Annotated in this window: 15 protein-coding genes; 6 read left to right on the top strand and 9 right to left on the bottom strand. The window is 74.4% G+C overall.

Translation table 11 applies throughout. The features are described from left to right. Positions 1-105: 105 nt before the first annotated feature. From ACFVS0_RS11345 to ACFVS0_RS11335, 3 genes are all read right to left on the bottom strand, one after another. Entirely contained in the window at positions 106-3,852 is a 3,747-nt protein-coding gene (locus ACFVS0_RS11345) for a beta strand repeat-containing protein (protein WP_430588020.1), read from the bottom strand. Between the two features lie 152 nt (positions 3,853-4,004). Further along, on the bottom strand, positions 4,005-5,828 hold the full coding sequence (locus tag ACFVS0_RS11340; protein ID WP_430588019.1) for a hypothetical protein: 1,824 nt from the start codon (positions 5,826-5,828) through the stop codon (positions 4,005-4,007). Positions 5,829-5,978: 150 nt separating this feature from the next. Next, positions 5,979-7,118 (bottom strand): VIT1/CCC1 transporter family protein, encoded by a 1,140-nt coding sequence (locus tag ACFVS0_RS11335; RefSeq protein WP_430551524.1) that lies wholly within the window; start codon positions 7,116-7,118, stop codon positions 5,979-5,981. Positions 7,119-7,323: 205 nt separating this feature from the next. On the opposite strand from ACFVS0_RS11335, the gene ACFVS0_RS11330 reads away from it, so the two are divergent. Together ACFVS0_RS11330 and ACFVS0_RS11325 are read left to right on the top strand one after the other, a co-directional pair. After that, positions 7,324-7,938 carry a ribonuclease H gene (locus ACFVS0_RS11330; protein WP_430584794.1) on the top strand — a complete coding sequence of 205 codons (615 nt, stop codon included), beginning with the start codon at positions 7,324-7,326 and terminating at the stop codon, positions 7,936-7,938. Next, the gene (locus tag ACFVS0_RS11325) at positions 7,931-8,902 is read left to right on the top strand and encodes a DNA-3-methyladenine glycosylase family protein (RefSeq protein WP_430588018.1); all 972 of its coding nucleotides are present in this window, start codon (positions 7,931-7,933) and stop codon (positions 8,900-8,902) included. Before ACFVS0_RS11330 ends, ACFVS0_RS11325 begins: the two co-directional genes overlap by 8 nt. A gap of 3 nt (positions 8,903-8,905) precedes the next feature. Here ACFVS0_RS11325 and ACFVS0_RS11320 read toward each other — a convergent pair whose 3' ends face one another. The 4 genes from ACFVS0_RS11320 to ACFVS0_RS11305 form a co-directional block, all read right to left on the bottom strand. Then, positions 8,906-9,085 (bottom strand): hypothetical protein, encoded by a 180-nt coding sequence (locus tag ACFVS0_RS11320; RefSeq protein WP_380244887.1) that lies wholly within the window; start codon positions 9,083-9,085, stop codon positions 8,906-8,908. A gap of 154 nt (positions 9,086-9,239) precedes the next feature. Continuing rightward, positions 9,240-9,911: a DsbA family protein gene (locus ACFVS0_RS11315; RefSeq protein ID WP_430551521.1), complete on the bottom strand. Its 672-nt coding sequence runs from the start codon at positions 9,909-9,911 to the stop codon at positions 9,240-9,242. Between the two features lie 83 nt (positions 9,912-9,994). Next, positions 9,995-11,464 (bottom strand): flotillin family protein, encoded by a 1,470-nt coding sequence (locus ACFVS0_RS11310; RefSeq protein WP_430551520.1) that lies wholly within the window; start codon positions 11,462-11,464, stop codon positions 9,995-9,997. A 56-nt stretch (positions 11,465-11,520) separates the two neighbouring features. Next, positions 11,521-11,994: an NfeD family protein gene (locus tag ACFVS0_RS11305; protein ID WP_430551519.1), complete on the bottom strand. Its 474-nt coding sequence runs from the start codon at positions 11,992-11,994 to the stop codon at positions 11,521-11,523. Between the two features lie 146 nt (positions 11,995-12,140). On the opposite strand from ACFVS0_RS11305, the gene ACFVS0_RS11300 reads away from it, so the two are divergent. Together ACFVS0_RS11300 and ACFVS0_RS11295 are read left to right on the top strand one after the other, a co-directional pair. Beyond that, on the top strand, positions 12,141-12,779 hold the full coding sequence (locus ACFVS0_RS11300; RefSeq protein ID WP_430551518.1) for a histidine phosphatase family protein: 639 nt from the start codon (positions 12,141-12,143) through the stop codon (positions 12,777-12,779). Between the two features lie 64 nt (positions 12,780-12,843). Further along, the gene (locus ACFVS0_RS11295; RefSeq protein ID WP_430588017.1) at positions 12,844-13,377 is read left to right on the top strand and encodes a PH domain-containing protein; all 534 of its coding nucleotides are present in this window, start codon (positions 12,844-12,846) and stop codon (positions 13,375-13,377) included. A 64-nt stretch (positions 13,378-13,441) separates the two neighbouring features. Here the strand turns inward: ACFVS0_RS11295 and ACFVS0_RS11290 are convergent, their stop codons facing one another. Next, positions 13,442-14,290, bottom strand: a complete 849-nt coding sequence (locus tag ACFVS0_RS11290) for a type II CAAX prenyl endopeptidase Rce1 family protein (protein WP_430584796.1) — start codon at positions 14,288-14,290, stop codon at positions 13,442-13,444. A gap of 168 nt (positions 14,291-14,458) precedes the next feature. On the opposite strand from ACFVS0_RS11290, the gene ACFVS0_RS11285 reads away from it, so the two are divergent. Both ACFVS0_RS11285 and ACFVS0_RS11280 read left to right on the top strand, forming a co-directional pair. Continuing rightward, the gene (locus ACFVS0_RS11285; RefSeq protein WP_430588016.1) at positions 14,459-15,739 is read left to right on the top strand and encodes a sensor histidine kinase; all 1,281 of its coding nucleotides are present in this window, start codon (positions 14,459-14,461) and stop codon (positions 15,737-15,739) included. A gap of 4 nt (positions 15,740-15,743) precedes the next feature. Next, positions 15,744-16,433 carry a response regulator gene (locus ACFVS0_RS11280; RefSeq protein WP_430563490.1) on the top strand — a complete coding sequence of 230 codons (690 nt, stop codon included), beginning with the start codon at positions 15,744-15,746 and terminating at the stop codon, positions 16,431-16,433. 37 nt (positions 16,434-16,470) lie between these two features. Here ACFVS0_RS11280 and ACFVS0_RS11275 read toward each other — a convergent pair whose 3' ends face one another. Next, entirely contained in the window at positions 16,471-17,898 is a 1,428-nt protein-coding gene (locus tag ACFVS0_RS11275; RefSeq protein ID WP_430588015.1) for a DUF222 domain-containing protein, read from the bottom strand. Between the last annotated feature and the right edge of the window lie 310 nt (positions 17,899-18,208).

Here is an 18,208-nt window from a genome sequence, read left to right as displayed (position 1 = left end):
CGCACCCCGCCGACCCCAGCCGGGGCGGAGCTGCCACGGGACACTCCCCAGTGATCCCCCGTGACAGCGCCGCCCCGTCCGGAGCCGGTACCGGCTCCGACGGGGTCAGCGGGTCTCGACCGCGACGACCTCCCTCCGGCGGCGGAGCACCAGCGCGACGCCCGTCAGCATCAGCAGCAGCGCCGGGCCCAGCAGCCGCAGGTCGCCGCCCGTCGTCGGCAGCGACTGCATCGCGCCGGTCCCGCTGGCACCGTCAGCGCCGGACGCCGCCGTGGCGCCGTCGGACCCGGTACCGATCAGCCGTCCCGAACCGTCCGAGCCGGTGGCCTCGGCGACCGGTCCGCCCACCGGGGTGGTCGAGCCGTCGCCGGACCCGTCGTCACCCGGGTTGGCGGTGCCACCGTCGCCCGGGTCGGTCCCGTCGCCCGGGTCCGTGCCGTCACCCGGGTCAGTGCCGTCACCCGGATCCGTCCCGTCGCCAGGATCGGTGCCGTCACCAGGATCCGTGCCGTCGCCCGGGTCCGTGCCGTCACCCGGATCGGTGCCGTCACCCGGATCGGTAGCGGTGGTGCCGTCCTCCAGGACGTCGTCGACCAGACCGTCCTCGGCGAGGACGTCGTCGGTGACGGCCCCGAGGTCGCCCTCGAGCAGGTCGTTCACCGTGTCGTTGACGTCCTCGACGACGTGCTCGACGAGCTCGTCCGTGACGCCGTCCTGCGGCTCGTCGGCGCCGATGATGTCGTCCACGGTGCCGTCCTCACCGAGCAGGCCGTCCACGGTGTCCTCGACGAGGTCACCCGTGCCGAGCACGTCGTCCACGGTGCCGGTCGAGTCGACGACATCGTTCAGCACCGGGTCCAGACCCTGGTCCTCCAGCACGTCGTCGACCAGGCCGTCCTCGGCGGTCAGGTCGTCGACGACGCCCGGCAGGTCGCCGGCCGTCACCGAGTCCACCGTCGAGTCGACGTCGTCCACCACGGCCTCCACGACGCCGTCCGTGACGCCGTCCTGCGGCTCGTCGGCGCCGACGACGTCGTCGACCACGCCGTCCTCACCGAGCAGGCCGTCCGCGGTGTCCTCGACGAGGTCACCCGTGCCGAGCGCGTCGTCCACCGCACCGGTGGAGTCCACGACGTCGTTCAGCACCGGGTCCAGACCCTGGTCCTCCAGCACGTCGTCGACCAGGCCGTCCTCGGCCGTGAGGTCGTCGGCCACCGCGCCGAGGTCGCCCTCGGTGAGGTCTCCCACGACCTGCTCGACGTCGTCGAGCGCGTGCTCGACGAGCTCGTCCGTGACGCCGTCCTCGGGCTCGTCGGCACCGACGACGTCGTCCACGACACCGTCGTCGCCGGCGAGGCCGTCCACGACGTCCTGCACCAGCGACCCGGTCCCGACGGTGTCGTCGACCGTGCCCGCCAGGTCGGAGACCTGGTCGACCACGTCGTCCGCGGCCGCGTCCACGCCGCCGTCCTCCAGCGCGTCGTCCAGCAGCCCGTCGTCGGCGGCGACGTCGTCGACCACGCCCGGCAGGTCGCCGGCCGTCACCGAGTCGAGCGTCGAGTCGACGTCGTCCACCACGGCCTCCACGAGACCGTCGGTGACGCCGTCCTGCGGCTCGTCGGCGCCGAGGACGTCATCCAGCACGCCCTCCTCACCGGCGATCCCGCCGACCACGTCCTGCACCGCCGACCCCGTGCCCAGCAGGTCGTCCACCGCACCGGTGGAGCCCACGACGTCGTTGAGCACCGGGTCCAGGCCCTGGTCCTCCAGCACGTCGTCGACCAGGCCGTCCTCGCCGGTCACGTCGTCGACCACGCCCGGCAGGTCGCCGGCCGTCACCGAGTCGAGCGTCGAGTCGACGTCGTCCACCACGGCCTCCACGAGACCGTCCGTGACGCCGTCCTGCGCCTCGTCCGGGCCGAGGACGTCGTCCAGCACGCCGTCAGCACCGAGGAGGCCGCTCACCGTGGACCGCAGCAGCGACCGCGTGCCCAGCACGCCGTCGACCGTGCCCGCGGCGTCCGCCACCGACACGGTCAGGTCGTCCACCGCGCCGTCCAGGCTCGGCAGCGCGCCGGTCAGGTCACCCAGCCCGGCCGAGTCGCCCGTGCCGGGCAGCGAACCGAGGTCACCGAGGTCACCGAGGTCACCGAGGTCACCGAGGTCACCGAGGTCACCGAGGTCACCGAGGTCACCGAGGATGGTGTCGGTCGCGCTGTCCTCCAGCGCGTCGTCCAGCACCCCGTCGTCGGCGACGACGGAGTCCACGACGCCGTCCAGGTCACCGGCGGTCAGACCGCCCAGCGCGGCGTCGACGTCGTCGAGCAGGTGCCCCGCGACCTCGTCCGTCACACCGGCCTCGGGCTCGTCGGCACCCAGGACGTCGTCCACGACGCCGTCCTCACCGACCAGCCCGTCCACCGTGCCCTGCACCACCGGCTCGGTACCCAGCGCAGCGTCCAGCGAGCCCGCCGCGTCCGAGACCCCGGCCAGCACACCCTCGACCGTGGCATCGACATCCGTCAGCGCACCAAGGCCACCCAGCGACCCCAGATCACCGAGGTCACCCGGTCCAGCACCCGGCAGCTCACCGCCACCGAGACCAGGCAGACCATCCACGACACCGGTCAGGTCACCGACATCACCGAGGTCACCGAGGCCACCGAGGCCACCGAGGTCACCCAGGCCGTCGACCGACCCCAGGTCGTCCATCCCGGGAAGACCGTCGGTCGCGTCTCCCTCGAGCGCGTCGTCGACGAGGCCGTCGTCCGCGACGACGGAGTCCACGACGCCCTCCAGGTCACCGGCGGTGACGCCGTCGAGCGTGCCGTCGACGTCGTCGAGCGCGTGCTCCACGACCTCGTCGGTCACACCGGACTCGGGCTCGTCGGCACCGAGGACGTCGTCGACGGCGCCGTCCTCACCGGCCACCGCGTCGACGGCGCCGTCGGCGACCCCGCCCACGGTGTCCTGCACCGCGGTGCCGGTACCGAGGACGCCGTCCACCGCACCGGTCGCCGTGTCGACGGTCTCGCCGACCTGCTCGAGCGCCGCGTCGACGCCCTGGTCCTCGAGCGCGTCGTCCACGACACCGCCGTCGGCGGCGACGTCGTCCACGACGCCCTCGACGTCACCGGCGGCGAGGTGTCCCGTCGCCTGCTCGACGTCGTCGACCACATGCTCGGTGACCTGGTCGGTCACGCCGGACTCGGGCTCGTCGGCGCCGAGGACGTCGTCCACGACACCACCGTCGCCGGTGACCCCGTCGACGGTGTCCCGGACGTCCGAACCGGTCCCGAGCGCCTCACCGGCGGCTCCCGCCACGTCCGACACCACGTCGGACGCACGGTCCACGGTCTCGTCGACCGCGCCCCCGGCTCCTCGGTCCGCGGGCTGCGGCGTGCCGCCGTCGCCCCGGTCGTCGCCGGCCGAGCCGCCGTCGGCGCCGTCGTTCCCGGAGTCGCCACCCGCCGGTTCGGCGGGCTGGTCCTCGATCGCGTCGTCGACGACGCCGTCGTCCCCGGCGACGTCCTCGACGACGCCCTGGACGTCGCCCGACTGCACGTCGTCCGCCGTCTGGTGCACGTCCTCGGCGACGGCGTCCACGAGGTCGTCGGTCGTCGTGTCGGACTCCTCGTCCGGCCCGGCGACGTCGTCGACCGCGCCGTCGTCGCCGGCGACGGCATCGACCACCGCCTCGACGCCCTCCGTGTCGACCTCGGGGAGGTCCACGGGCGTGTCGAGCTCGGCATCGTTCGTCTCCTCGGAGACCTCGCTCAGGTGGAGGTCGACCGAGGTGTCCGCACCGACGGTGGCGTCGACGACGTCATCGTCCGCGGCTTGGGCCGTCACGGCCCCGGCGACCACGAGGCCGCCTGCGACGAGCGCGACTTTCAGCGCTCGTCGGACATGGGTATGCATGATCCGCTCCTGACTGGCGTGGTGCGCGGGAGGCGGATGCCGCCCGCGGTCGCAGTCGCGCGTGAGGGCGCGACGCGGCCACGTCAGGCAGGAGAGACGGGGATGTCGATGGCGACCGCCGGGAGGCGGTCGAGCTGGTCGCCCGCGGGGGCGATCCACGCCCGCGCGGTGAAAGGGTCGCTGCCCGCGAGGTCGGCCGCGGCGTCGCCGCCCGACGCCCCGCGGACGCTCGAGGAGGGGCCCGACGGCGCGCTGCTGGCGGCGGGCGCCGACGGCGTGGCCGGCGCGGGCTCACGGTCGGCGGGGACGAGCGCCTGGTCGGCGGCGTCCAGCACGCTGCCGACGTCGGAGAGGAACGCCCCCGGCGCAGGCTCGAGGACGGCCGTGCTCACGACCGCGGGCTCGGACCCCGAGGTGTGGCGCGCACCCGGGGCGGCGGCGTCGACGTTCGTCGCGCGGTCGGCGGGAGCGGCCGGTCCCGGCGCCGGCTCGGCGGGGTCTTCCGCGGCGGGCAGCCCGAGCACGGGCTCCAGGGCCGGCAGCAGGACGGGCTCGACCACCGGAGCGACGGCGTCCACGACCGGCTCGACAACGGGCTGCAGCGTCCCGCCGACGGGCTCGACCACGGGAGCGAGCGCATCCACCACCGGGGCCGCCACGTCGAGGACCGGGTCGACGACAGGCTTCAGCGAACCCGTCACGGGGGACACCAGTCCGACGACGGGCTCGAGCACCGGGTCGAGCGTCCTCACGACCGGAGCGACGACGTCACCCACCCCGTCGGTGACGGGCGCGAGCGGACGCGTCACGTCGTGCACCACGTGGCCGACCGGCTCGAGCACCGGGGACAGCGACCGGGTCACGGGGGCCAGCGTCTCCGCGGCCGCGTCCGTCACGGGCTCGAGCGCCCCGCCGACCGGTCCGGTGATCTCCTCGACGACGCCCGCCACCGGGTCCACGACCGGCGACAGCGGGCTGAGGACCCCCTCGACCAGCGCCCCCACCGGCTCGGTCACCGCGCCGACGGGCGCCGTCACCGCCTCGACCGTGCGAGCGACGGGCTCCAGCACGGTGCCGCGCTCCGCGTGCTCGGCCGGTGCTTCGGTCGGCTCCGGCGCGGCCTCCGGCCGTGCCGCCTCGGCGGGGGCTGGCTGCTCGGACTGCTCAGGCAGCTCGGACGGCTCGGGCTGCGGTTCGTCCGCCGGCTGCTCCTCGACGGCCAGTTCGCGAGCCAGGTCCTCGGCTGCCTGCTCGGCGGGCGCCACGACCTCGTCGTGCACCGCCGTGCGCAGCCGCTCGGCCTTCTCACGGACCGGCGCCACGGCATCGTCGACCGCGTCACGCACACGTTCGGCCCGGCGGTCGGCCGACCGCTCACCGTCGTCGGCGGCAGGCTCGTCGACGGCAGGCTCGGCGGCCTCCGGCTCGGCGGCCGCAGGCTCGGCGGCCTCCGGCTCGGCGGCCTCCGGCTCGGCGGCCTCCGGCTCGACGGCGACGGGCGCCTCCGCCTCGTGCTTCTCCACCGAGCTCTTGTCCACCGCGGGCTTCTCCACCGCGGGCTTCGCGGGAGCAGCCTCCTCGGCCGGGGACTGCGCGGCACGCTCACTCTCGACGGGCTCCTGAGCAGCCCGCTCGTGGCGCGGCTTCGGAGCGTCCGCGGCCTTCTCCTGCCCCCGCTCCGAGGGTCGAGACTCGCGGTCTCCCCGGTCGCCGTCGTCGTGGTCGGTCAGCGACCGGACCACGGACGTCAACGGGCCCTCGTGGCCGCCGTCGTCGGCGGACGCGGTGCCGGCGAGGGTGACGCTCAGCGCGGCGGCCCCGGCGAGCCCGACGGCGGCCCCGGCCACGCGCGCGACCCAGCGCCGGCGGCGTCCTGCCGCCGGAGCACGGTCCACGCTGCGTGTCACTCGGCCCCCTTCGATGCCACGCCGGGTCAGGCGCTGCTCCGTCATGACCCAGCTCACACTGTGACGCCCGAGCAACGGTCACGCAACAACAGCGGGTGAGACTTCACCCGGCGGCGGGTCCGACCACCCAGGCGTGACGCCGGTCGCGGGTCAGGCCACCGACGTGCCGAACAGCAGCCCCAGCGCGTAGGTGACGGCGGCGGCACCGAACCCGATGGCGAGCTGGCGCAGCGCGCGCGTCCACGGCGACGTGCCGGACAGCAGCCCGGTGATCGCGCCCGTGATCAGCAGCGACACGCCCACGAGCGCGGCGGCGACGGCGATCGCCGGGAAGCCGGTGAGCCCCAGCAGGTAGGGCAGCACGGGGATGATCGCGCCGGACGCGAAGAAGCAGAAGCTCGAGATCGCCGCCCCCCACGCGGTGCCGTGGGTCTCGAGGTCCGCCTGCTCGTCGACGGCCGGCGCGTCGTCATCGAGGTCCGACGCCACCGCTCCCGTGGCGGCCAGCCCGGCCAGCACGTGGTCGGCCCGGCCCTGCGCCTCGTCGGACGACATGCCCCGGGCGCGGTAGACGAGCGCCAGCTCGTTGGCGTCGACGTCGAGGTGCGGCAGCACGGTGGCGCTCTTCGGGTCGGGGGTGGACGCCTCGAGCAGCTCGCGCTGCGAGCGCACGGACACGAACTCGCCGGCGCCCATGGACAGCGCGCCGGCGAGCAGCCCGGCGACGCCGGTGAGGAGCACGGTCTGCGACGAGACGCCGGAGGCGCCGATGCCGAGCACGAGCGCGAGGTTGGAGACCAGGCCGTCGTTGGCGCCGAAGACGGCGGCGCGGAACGTGCCGGACATCCGGTTGCGTCCGCGCGAGGCGAGCGCACGCACCACCTCCTCGTGGATCTGCTCGTCCGCCGCCATCGTGGCGGTCGCGTGCTCGTCGGCGTCGTACGACGAGCGGGCCTCCGCCCGCTGCGCGAGCGCGAGCACGAAGACGCCGCCGAACCGCCGGGCGAGGAGACCGAGCATGCGGGTGCGCAGGTCACCGCGCAGCGGCCGGCCGACGTCGTCGCCCAGGAGGTCGAGCCAGTGCTGCTCGTGCCGCTTCTCGGCGTCGGCGAGCGCGAGGAGGATGGCGCGCTCCTCGCCGGTGCGCCGGCGGGCGAGGTCGCGGTAGGTGGCGGCCTCGGCGCGCTCGTCGGCCAGGTAGCGGCGCCACTTGCGGATGTCGGCCGGGCGGCGCGCGGGGCGGTCGGGCGCGGGCGGGTCGGTTTCGGGCATGGCGGAGCCGTCGGTCATGTCGTCATGATCATCGCTGGAGACGCCTCCTGGGTTCCGGGCGGAGCCGCCGCGTCTTCCGGGGCCGCGCGCCCGAGTTTTCGGCCATCCGCAGCCCGCCCGCCCCTCGCTCTTCGGGCGGCGGCGTGGACAGGGCCCCGAGTGTCACCGGCACGGGGCACAATGGGGGCGGCAACCAGGGGCTCGGACACTGGGAGACTCCGGCGTGATCATTGTCAGCACTGACGGCTCGTGCCTCCGCAATCCCGGGGGCGCGATCGGCTGGGCGTGGATCGCCCACGAGGGCGGCCGCTTCGACTCGGGCGGCGCCGCGTCCGGCACCAACCAGGTCGCGGAGCTCACCGCGCTCCTGCGCGCGATCGAGGCGCATCCCGGGGCAGAGCCGCTCCTCATCGAGTCGGACTCGCAGTACGCGATCCGGTGCGCGTCCGAGTGGATCCACGGGTGGAAGCGGAAGGGCTGGCGCACCGCGTCCGGCGACCCCGTGAAGAACCTCGAGCTGATCCGCACCATCGACGCCGCGATCACCGGCCGGGAGGGCCCCGTCCGGTTCCGGTGGGTACGCGGCCACGTGGGCAACCCGTTCAACGAGCGCGCCGACCAGCTCGCCGGCCTCGCCGCGCAGGACTGGGCCGCCGGCCGCGGCGGCGTCGACGAGCTGCTGCTCACGGAGGACGCCGGCGCGGGCACCTCCCCGCGCGAGGACGGCGCGGAGCGCCCCGCCGCACGGCCCGCGCGCGACGCGGATCCCCTTCGCGACGTCACGCCCGTCGGTGCGCGCGGCGACACCGGCTGGGAGCTCGGAACGCTCTTTGACTAGCGCACCCCCTCTGACCAGCGCGGCGACCGTGCCGTCGCCGGCCGCACGACCGACGGCCGACGTCACGGTGGAGCACGCGTCGGAGCGGCCGCTCGACCTCGGGCTGACGCTCAGCCCGCTGCGGCACGGCGCCTACGACCCGACGTTCCGACGCACCCCCGACGGCGCGTTGTGGCGCACCACCCTGATGCGTACCGGGCCGGTCACGCAGCGGTTCGTCGCGACGGGCGCGCGCACCGTCGTCGTGCAGCACTGGGGGCCGGGCTCAGGGGAGGCCGCCGACGCCGTGCCGGAGCTGCTCGGCGAGGGCGACGACATCTCGGCCTTCAGCCCACCACCGCAGGCCCACGACGCCGCGCGCCGCACCCCCGGGCTGCGGATGTGCCGCAGCGGACGGGTGCTGGAGGCTCTGGTGCCCGCCGTCCTCGAGCAGAAGGTGCAGGTCGTGACGGCGCACCGCGCATGGCGGTGGCTCGTCGCCCGGCACGGCTCGCCCGCGCCGGGGCCCGCCCCGGAGGGGCTGCGCGTGGTGCCGTCCGCGCGCGGCTGGGCCGCCGTCCCGACCTGGGACTGGCACCGCGCCGGGGTCGACCCGCGTCGGGCGGCGACGGCCGTGCGGTGCGCCCAGGTCGCGGCGCGGCTCGAGGACGCGGCCGGGATGCCTGCCGACGAGGCGCGCGCCCGGATCGAGAAGGTGCCCGGCGTCGGGGTGTGGACGTCCGCCGAGGTGGCGCAACGCGCGTTCGGCGACGCGGACGCCGTGTCCGTGGGCGACTTCCACCTCGCCGGCGCGGTCGGCTGGGCGCTCACCGGCGAGCGCACCGACGACGAGGGGATGCTGCGCCTCCTCGCACCGTATGCCCCCCACCGGCACCGGGTGGTGCGGCTGCTGTTCCTCGACCGCAGGCCGCAGGCTCCGCGTCGGGGCCCGCGGCTGTCGATCGCGGACCACCGCGCGATATAGCGGTCAGTCCGGCAGGCTGCACACGCCGTCCACGCAGACCGCGCCGTCGTCGCCCAGCAGCTGAAGCGGGCGTTCGTCCGCGCCGTGGTGGGGTGCCGCCGCCTCGGCCGCGCTGACGGTCATCAGCGTGGTGCGGCGCGGGTTGGCGATCGAGCGGTACGAGCTCTCGGTGGCGTCGTTCATGTTTCTCCTCCAACGGAACCACTGCCGCGGGACGACCGGGCGGGGTGGGCCCGAGACCGCGGCGCCCGCGACGGTGCGGGCTGGCCTCGATTCTCGGTGATACTGCGTCTCACAGCCAGGGCTGGCGGTGTGAGATGCGCCTCGCTCGCCCGGCTCAGGCCTCCGCGAGCACCTGGTCGAGCACCTGGACGAAGACGTCCGGGTCCTGCGCGCCGGACACGCCGTAGCGGCCACCGAGCACGAAGAACGGGACGCCGTTGATGCCGTACGCGCGGGCGCGGGCGATGTCGTCCGCGACGGCCTCGGCGTAGGTGCCGGCGTTCAGCGCGACCACGACGGCCTCGCGCTCCAGGCCGACCTCGACGGCCAGGTCGGCGAGGTCCTCGACGTGGCCCACGTGCTCGCCCTCGGTGAAGTACGCGCGCAGCAGGCGCTCCTTCATCTCGTCCTGCTTGCCGAACGCCTTGGCGAGGTGCAGCAGTTCGTGCGCCTTGAGCGTCTTCGTGTGCTTGACCTGGTCCATCCGGTAGGTGAGGCCCTCGGCGGCGGCGAGCGCCGTCACCTGGTCCTGCATCTGCTGGGCGGTCTCCAGCGGGATGCCCTTGTGGTCGGCGAGGAACTCGGTGGCCGTGCCCTCGAAGTCGACGGGGGTGTCGGGCGAGAGCTCGAACGAGTGGTACTCGACCTCCACCTCGGGGGCGGCGCCGTCGCGCTCCGCCATCCGCTGCAGCGCGGACTCGAAGCGGCGCTTGCCGATGTAGCACCAGGGGCACGCGACGTCCGACCAGACGTCGACCTTGAGGGGGGTGTTCTCGATAGCGGTCACGGACGTACGAACGCCCCGCCGCGGGAGGCGATTCCCGCGGCGGGGCGTGTCGTGCGTCGCAGACGCCGACGAACGACGGCGCGTCAGTTGAGCGGCGCGGCCTCGTCCGACTTCGTCGGCAGCTGCCCGCCGGCGATGCCCGCGATGAGCTGGTGGATGTCCACGCCCGTCAGCTGCTTGACGACGCCCTGACCCTCGCCGAGCACGGACGCGACCGTCTTGGTCACCGCCGACGCGCCGTCCGTGGAGACGACGGTCATGCCCTGGATCGAGCCGATCGGCTCGGCCGCGGCGCGGACGATCTCGGGCAGGCGCTCGATGAGCTCCTGCACGAGCGCGGCCTCGCCGTACTTCTTCAGCGCCTCGGCCTTGGCGTCCGTGGCGACGGCCTCGGCGCGCCCCTCGGCCTCGACCGCGAACGCCTTCGCCTCACCCTCGGCCTTGATGCCGGCGGCCAGCGCGATCTGCCGGTCACGCTCTGCCTCACCGGCCCGGCGCACGGCCGCGGCGGAGGCCTCGGCGTCCTGGATGGCGGCCGTCTTGTTCGCCTCGGCGATGGTGGTGCGCTTGAACGCGTCGGCCTCGGTGGCGGCGTTCGCGGCGTCACGACGGGCCGTGGCCTCCTGGACCTCGGCGTACGCCTTGGCCTCGGCGGGCTTGCGGATCTCGATGTCGAGGCGCTCCTGCGTCACGCGGGCCTGCTCGGCCAGCGCCTCGCGCTCCTGCTGCGCCACGAGCCGGTCCTGCTCCGCACGCGCGAGCTGGCCCGCGGCGTCGGCGTTGGCGTTGGCGCGGTCCGTGTCGGCCTTGATCGCGGCCTTCTTGAGGTCGAGCGCCTTCTGCCGCTCGGCGATCTGCTCGGCCGCCTCGATGACGGCGAACTCGGACACCCGCCGGGCCTCCGCCTCGGAGACCTCCGCGACCTGGAGCGCGCGGGCGCCCTCGGCGCGACCCAGGTTGGACAGGTAGTCCGACCCCGGCGTCGAGATGTCGGAGATGTTGAGCAGGTCGACCTGCAGGCCCTGCTCCGCCAAGTCGGTCTTGGTCGACTCGACGACGCGGTCCGACAGACCCTTGCGGTCGGAGATGATCTGCTCGATCGTCATGTCGCCGACGATGGAGCGCAGCGAGCCCTCGAGGGACTCCTTGATGATCTCGGTGAGCATCTCCTGCTGGGAGAGGAAGCGCTGCGCCGCGCGCCGCACGCCCTCGTCGTCGCCCCGCACCTTGAAGTTGATCGACGCCTTGATGGCGATCTTGATGCGGTTCTTGTCGACGCCCTCGACGGTGATGCCGATCTGCCGCTGCTCGAGCGAGATCGCGAAGCCCTGCTGGAGGATCGGCCAGACGAACGTGCGGCCGCCGATGACGACGCGCTGGCTCTGGGCGGCGGACTCCTTCTTGCCGGCGCCGCGGCCGACGATGACGAGGGCCTGGTTCGGCGGGACCCGGCGGATCCGCTGGGCGACGAAGATGCCCACCGCGAGGAACGCCACCACGAGGGCGAGCACCGCGATCGTGGTGATGAAGCTGCTGTCGGTCGAGTCGAACATGGTGCGCGCCGGAGCGCGTCTCCTTCCGGTCGGTGCTGCGGGGTCCTAGGGAGAGGTCAGCGGGCCTGCGGGCCGGGGACCCCGACGCGCACGGTGGAGCCGGAGTGCTCGAGCACCACGACGCGGGACCCGGCCGCGATGGGCTCGTCGGAGCGGGCCAGGCGACGCTCGAGCTCGCTCGGGACGTCGAGCGAGACCTCGCCCGACGTCGCCGTCACGGCCGTCGTCGCCGTACCGTGCGCACCCACGAGCGAGACGACGACGCCGTCGTCGCTCGACGCGAGCCGCCGGACCAGCACCTGCGCCAGGACGACGGCCAGGAGGCCGACGACCGCGGAGGCCACGTACGCGATCCACGAGGCGAGGTCGTTGGCGACGACGATCGTGCCCACGGCGCCGAAGACGACCGCGCCGACCCCGAGCGACGTGCCCGACAGCGCCCCGTCGCCGAGGTCGACCAGCTCGCCGACGAGGAGCGACACGAGCAGCAGGACCATCCCTGCGGCGCCGATGAGAACGAAGACGAGCACGGGTGGCCTCCCCGAGTGGCGAGTGATGAAGATGTGACGGTCCTGTGACGGCGACGACACCCTAGCGAACTCTGGGCGGTTCCTGGAAAGCCTGTCCACAGCGCCGTCCGGGTGCCGTCGCCGCAGGTCTGCGTGATGCTCGGAGCATGCCTCTCGTGCCGAGCAAGGACCCGCAGCTCGTGCTCCTGCGCCACGGCGAGACGGAGTGGAGCGTGAGCGGCCAGCACACCGGTCGCACCGACATCGCGCTCACCCCGGCCGGCGAGGAACAGGCCCGGACCGCCGGACGGGCGGTGGCAGGCATCGCGTTCTCCGCCGTCTACGCGTCGCCGCTCGAGCGCGCCCGCCGCACGGCCGCGCTGGCCGGCCACCCGGACGCCGTCGTCGACCCCGACCTCGCCGAGTGGGACTACGGGCCCGTGGACGGCCGCACCAGCGCCGACGTCGGCGCCCTCCTCGGCCACCCGTTCCAGATCTTCGACGACGGCGTGCGCGTGCTGCCGCCCGACCCGGAGCACGGCGACGGGCGGCCCGGGGAGCTCCTGGAGGACGTCGCGGCCCGCGCCCGGCGCTTCGTGGAGCGCGCCGACGCGACCCTGCGCGACGGCGGGAACGTGCTGGCCGTGGCCCACGGCCACCTGCTGCGCGTGCTGGCGACCGCGTGGCTCGGCATCGACCCGCGCTTCGGGTCCCGCCTGGAGCTCGGCACCGCCGCGATCTGCCAGCTCGGGTACGGCCACGACCTGCGCACCATCGAGGGCTGGAACCTGCCGCCGCACGTCTGAACGGCCCTGCACCGCGCTGAGCAGCGACGTCGCGCCCCGACCGGCGTCTGGCACGATGTGCGCCATGGCGCTGAACGACGACGACCTCATCGACGGCGAGCGCGTGGTCATGGACCTGCACGAGCACGCGAAGGCCGTGGTGTGGCCGTTCCTGCTCCTGCTCGTGCTCCTCGTCGCCGCCGCGTTCTCCTTCGTCGTCCCGATGGACGACGTGGTCCGGTGGATCGTGCTCGGCCTGCTGCTCGTCGTCGCCGTCGTGTGGGTGCTCGTGCCGTGGCTCAGGTGGCGCACCACCTCGTGGACCGTCACCACCAAGCGCATCGCCATGCGCTCCGGCATCGTCACCCGCGTGGGCCGCGACATCCCGCTCTACCGCATCAACGACGTCGCGCTCGAGAAGGACCTCCTGGACCGGCTGCTCGGCTGCGGCACCCTGCAGGTCTCCGACGCCACCGAGAAGGCGGGCATGGTGCTGCGCGACGTCCCCCGCGTCGAGCGCGTGCAGGTGCAGCTGCAGGAGCTGCTGCACGGCGCCGACGACGGCTCGGACGACGGCGAGTGGCCGCCGACCGAGCCGCCGCGCGGACACCGTCGCTGAGTGACGGAGCAGCGTCCCCGGCCGATGCCTTCGGGAAGCTCCTCATCCAGGCGCCCGTGCGGCGCTACCCGCTGAGACCGCGCCTCCCGTACCGCGGGCGGACCAGCGTGATCCACGCACAGGCGACACCCATCGGGAGCAGGGTCAACGCTGTCACCGCGATGCCGTCCAGCGTGCCTCCCTCGTCGGCGGCCAGGGTCGTCGCGGTCAGCAACGACAGCACCATGTTGTTGCCCGCGTGGGCCAGGCTCGACGTCCAGACCGTCCCCGAACGCAGGCGCAGCCAGGTCAGCAGGATCTCTTGGAGCACGAAGGAGGCCGTCCACACCGCCAGGCCCAGAAGGACGTGCGAGAACTCGACGTACCCGAGAAAGGCCAGCGGGTAGTGCCACACCGCCCAGATCAGACCGGTCAGCAGGGTGGACGCCCAGGGCCGGTGCGGCACCAGCCGCAACCGTAGGTACGAGGTCCAGCCGAACTCCTCGCCCCAGTACAGCGGGGTGATCACGAGGGCGAGCGCCTGGAGGCCGACGACCGTCACCCACCAGGGGGTTCCGCCCTCGCCGACCATGCTCGTCGACGGTGCCCAGAGGCCGAGCACCGCGGCGGCGGCCAGGGTCCCGGCGGTGAGCGCGAGCGGGCCCCACCAGGCGATGAGGTAGTGCGGCCAGGCCTTGCGCCACCGCGGCCTGAGTCCCGCGTCCGCGAAGCCCTCGCGGGTCACCCACCGTCGCACGACGACGGCCGCCACAGCGGGGGCGAAGGCGAACGGGAGCTGGACCAGCGGGTCCACCACGGACCAGCCCAGCACCAGGCGAGCGACGAGGACGTACCCCCACGCCGGGACGAAGGCGAGCACCAGGAACCAGACGAGTCCGCCGGTCGGCGACGTCGTGCGAGGGGACGAGGGCATGGGGAGACGTGGTCCTTTCCGGAGGGCTGAGGGCACCGATCGATCGTCGCGTCCACGCGCGCGTCCGGAATCCCCACCGAGAGCGAGATCTCGCTCGCACGAAGGGGTGGACCGCACCTCCCTCCCCTGGGGGAGGTACGCCCGGTCGTCGACGGCGAGACTTGGCGCGTGCCGACCCTGACCCACCGCCTCTTCGGGCCCACAGCGCTCCACGCTGCGGGCTACACCGTCGCCGGCCTCGCCCTCGCCATGCTGCCGACACCGTTCGCGCTCGTCGCAGGGCTCGCCGTCCCGATGCCCCCGTCCGGCCGTGTCCTCATCTTCGTGGGCGTCTGGGCCACCCTGCTCGTCGCCGTCGGCCTGATCCCGGTGGTGCACGACGCCTACGTCCGCGTCACCGACCGGCTGCTCGGCACGAACCTGGGCGCGGTGCGGCCGGCCGGCGGCAGGCGGGTGGGGACAGGTCTGTGGACCCTCGTGCACGCCGTTGCCGCCTGTCTCGCCTGCGGGGTGTGCTTGCTGCTCGTCCTGACCGCCGTCGCTCCTCTCGTCGTGTGGCTCGACGGCGGCGGGAGCATGGCCCTCCTCCGCGGGCAGGTGACCGTCCCGGCGGGGCCGGCCGGTGCATGGACGGTCGTGCTGGCGCTGCTCTGCGGCCTCCTCGCCGCCGCCGCGAACGCACTCGTCGGCGCGGCCCTGCGCACCTGGGCGCCGCTCCTGCTCGGCCCGCACCAGGACGACCTGGTCACCGCGGCCGAGGAGCGCGCGGCGGTGCTTGCCGAGCGCAACCGTCTCGCGCGCGAGCTGCACGACTCGATCGGGCACACCCTGACCGCGTCGACGATCCAGGCGGCCGTGGCCTCGCGCCTGGTGGACGTCGAGCCACACGCGGCGCGGGCGGCGATGGCGAGCATCGAGCAGAGCTCGCGGGTGGCGCTGGAGGACCTCGATCACGCGCTCGGGCTGCTGCGCGACGAGTCGGCCGCCCCACGGCGCCCACAGAGGACTCTCGCCGACCTCCCGGAGCTCCTCGATCACGTGCGGCGCGCCGGGACCCCGGTGAGCGCAGAGCTCGGGCCCGACGCGACCTCCGTCCCGGCCACGATCTCGCGGGAGGCGTACCGGATCGTCCAGGAGGGGTTGACGAACGCGATGCGGCACGCGAGACGGGCTCCGGTCCGCGTGTCGGTCGAGGTGACGGCCACCGCCCCGGGCGGACAGCTGACGATCGAGGTGGCGAACCCGATGCCGGCAGGGTCAGCACGGGCTGGACGCGTCGGAGCGGGGCCACGAGAGGAGGCACGCCACGGTGGCGGCCACGGTCTTCGCGGCGTGGCGGAGCGGGCGCGCACGCTGCGAGGAGCAGCGACCTTCGGCCCGGTCGACAGGCCGGAGGGACCGGAATGGCGCCTCTCGGCCCGACTGCCCCTGTCGACAGGGCGGGGGTGACGGCGTGCGCGTGCTGATCGTGGACGACGAGGAGCTCACCCGGAGAGGGTTGCGGGCCCTGTTGTCGCTGGAGCCCGACATCGAGGTGGTGGGAGAGGGCGCGGACGGCGCGGAGGTCGTACCGCTGGTGCTGAGCCTCCGCCCGGACGTGGTCCTGATGGACGTGCGGATGCCGGTGATGGACGGGATCGCGGCGACGGTCGCGCTCCGTGATGCCGTGCTGCGCGAGACGGCACCGCGCCAGGATGCGCCGGGGCCGCCGAGGGTCGTCGTGGTGACGACGTTCGAGAACGACGAGTACGTCTACGACGCGCTGCGCGCGGGCGCCGACGGGTTCCTGCTGAAGCGGGCACCGGCGGAGCGGATCGCGGCCGCCCTCCGTCTCGTGGTCTCCGGCGAGACCCTGCTGTTCCCCGAGGCCGTGCGTCGCCTGGCACTGGCACGCCCCGCCGCGGTGGAGACCGTTCCCGAGGGAACGCTGACGGCCAGGGAGCTGGACGTGCTGCGACTCATGGCGGGCGGGCTGTCCAACCAGGACATCGGCGCTCGGTTGTACGTGACCGTGGAGACCGTGAAGACGCACGTGGGGAACGTTCTGGCCAAGCTCCGTGCGACCAACCGGACGCAGGCAGTGGTCATGGCCTACGAGTCGGGCCTCGTGGAGCCCGGGAGAGCAGGGAACGTCCTGCCCTGATCCACCGCCGAGGTCGGTCCCGGAGCACGCGGTCTGTTCAGAACGGCGGCAACGGTCCCTCACCAGGCCGGCCGCACGCGTCGAGGCCCCCGGCCGGCGGGTCCTGGTCGCGTGAGATCTGGTGAGGCGGGATCTCGCCAGGTGGTCCATGGACGACGGGCGGCCGGTCGAACCGGTGACCGGTAGGGGCTGTCCACGTGGTGCGCCCGTCGACCGGGTCGCGTTCGACCCGCCACCCGCCGACCGTCTTGGCGCGGTGGTGGGTGCGGCACAGCGCGTGCAGGTTGCCGCCGTGGGTCTGCGGGGCGTCGGACGCGGGGTCGAAGGGTTCGACGTGGTCGAGGTCGGAGCTCGCGGCGGGCACCCGGCAGCCGGGGAACGTGCACGTGACGTCCCGCGCGACGACGGCCGCCCGCAGCGCCGCGCTCGGCCGGTAGGCGCGGGACGACAGATCCGTGAGCACCCCGCTGCCCGGGTCGGTGAAGAGGCGCTGCCAGACGGCGTCCGGGTCGGACGCGAGCGTCCGCGCCATCTCTGCCGGGATCGGCCCGTGCCCCGCCAGGATCGCGGGCAGGTCGTCCGAGCCGAGCAGCGTCGACGCCGCGACCGTCACCCGGATGCCCGCGCGCGAGCGCGACGCGAGCACCGGCCCGCCCACGTCCCCGCCCGGCGAGGTGCCGCCGCCGGCGGCCCGTCCAGATGCAGCCAGCTCGGTCGCGGACTGCCCCGTCGCGGTCTGCCCCGTCGCGGGCTGCCCGGTCGCGAGCTGCCCGGTGACGAGCGCGGTGAGGGCGTCGGCCCGGCACTCGTCGAGCCGTCGCGCCTCTCCCGGCGCGCGGCGCATCGCGAGCCCGGCGTCGTCGATGGCGGCGAACGCGCGGGCGGCGTCGTCCGCCGGGAGGTACGCGGTGAGGTAGGCCATCGCGTCGTCCACGGGCTCGAGCCGGACGAAGCGCTCGGCGCGCGCGGCGCGGTGCCGGGCGTCCGAGCCCTCCGGGTCGGCCTCGATCTCGGCCCGCCGCAGCCGCGCGCGGATCTGCGGCACGGTGAGGTGCTCGGCGTCGGGCAGCAGGCTGGTGACCACCTCGCGACGGACGTCGTCGGACAGCCGCCCCGCCTCGATCAGCGCTTCGGCCTTGCGCCGGTCGACGACGCCCGCGGCGAGCGCGTCCGCGACCTCGGGCAGCCGGGAGGTCCCGTGCGCCACCGTGACGTGCTGCGCAGCCGCGTGCCGGGTCAGCCCGAGCCGCGCCGCGACGGCGTCCACCACGAACTCGTGCCGCGAGGACCCGCTCGTGCGCTCCAGCATCTCCGCCAGCACCCGTGCCGACCCCGCCTGCGCCCACGCGGCGACCCGCTCCCAGGCGGCCAGCACCTCGAGGATCGTGAAGTCGTCCAGCTCGGCCTCGTCCAGCGCAGCCAGCGTGCCCGCGAGGTCCGGGCCCGGGCGGGCGTCGTCCAGCACGGCGAGCAGCGGACGATCCCGACCGACGCGAGGCCCCACCGCGTCGGCGGCCTCGCCGGCACCCGGACGGTCGGGCGCTGCGCCAGGAACCGATCCGCCGAAAATCGGACCGCCCGGGGCGGTCCCACCGGGGAGCACCAGGCCGGTCGGCGCCCACCGCACGTCGATGACGTGGTCACCGATCGGATCGGCACGGCCCACCGATGCGGCGTCGTCCAACCTGACGTCATCCCCTCTGAGCTCGTCCAACCCGGCGTCGAGCAATCCGGCGAGGACGTGTTCGAGGACCGTCGCGCGCGCCGCCGTGACG

Source organism: Isoptericola sp. NPDC058082 (genome assembly GCF_042885055.1).
Lineage (GTDB): Bacteria > Actinomycetota > Actinomycetes > Actinomycetales > Cellulomonadaceae > Isoptericola.
The sequence above is the reverse complement of the archived record's forward strand: the minus strand, read 5'-3'. Positions and strand labels throughout refer to the sequence as shown.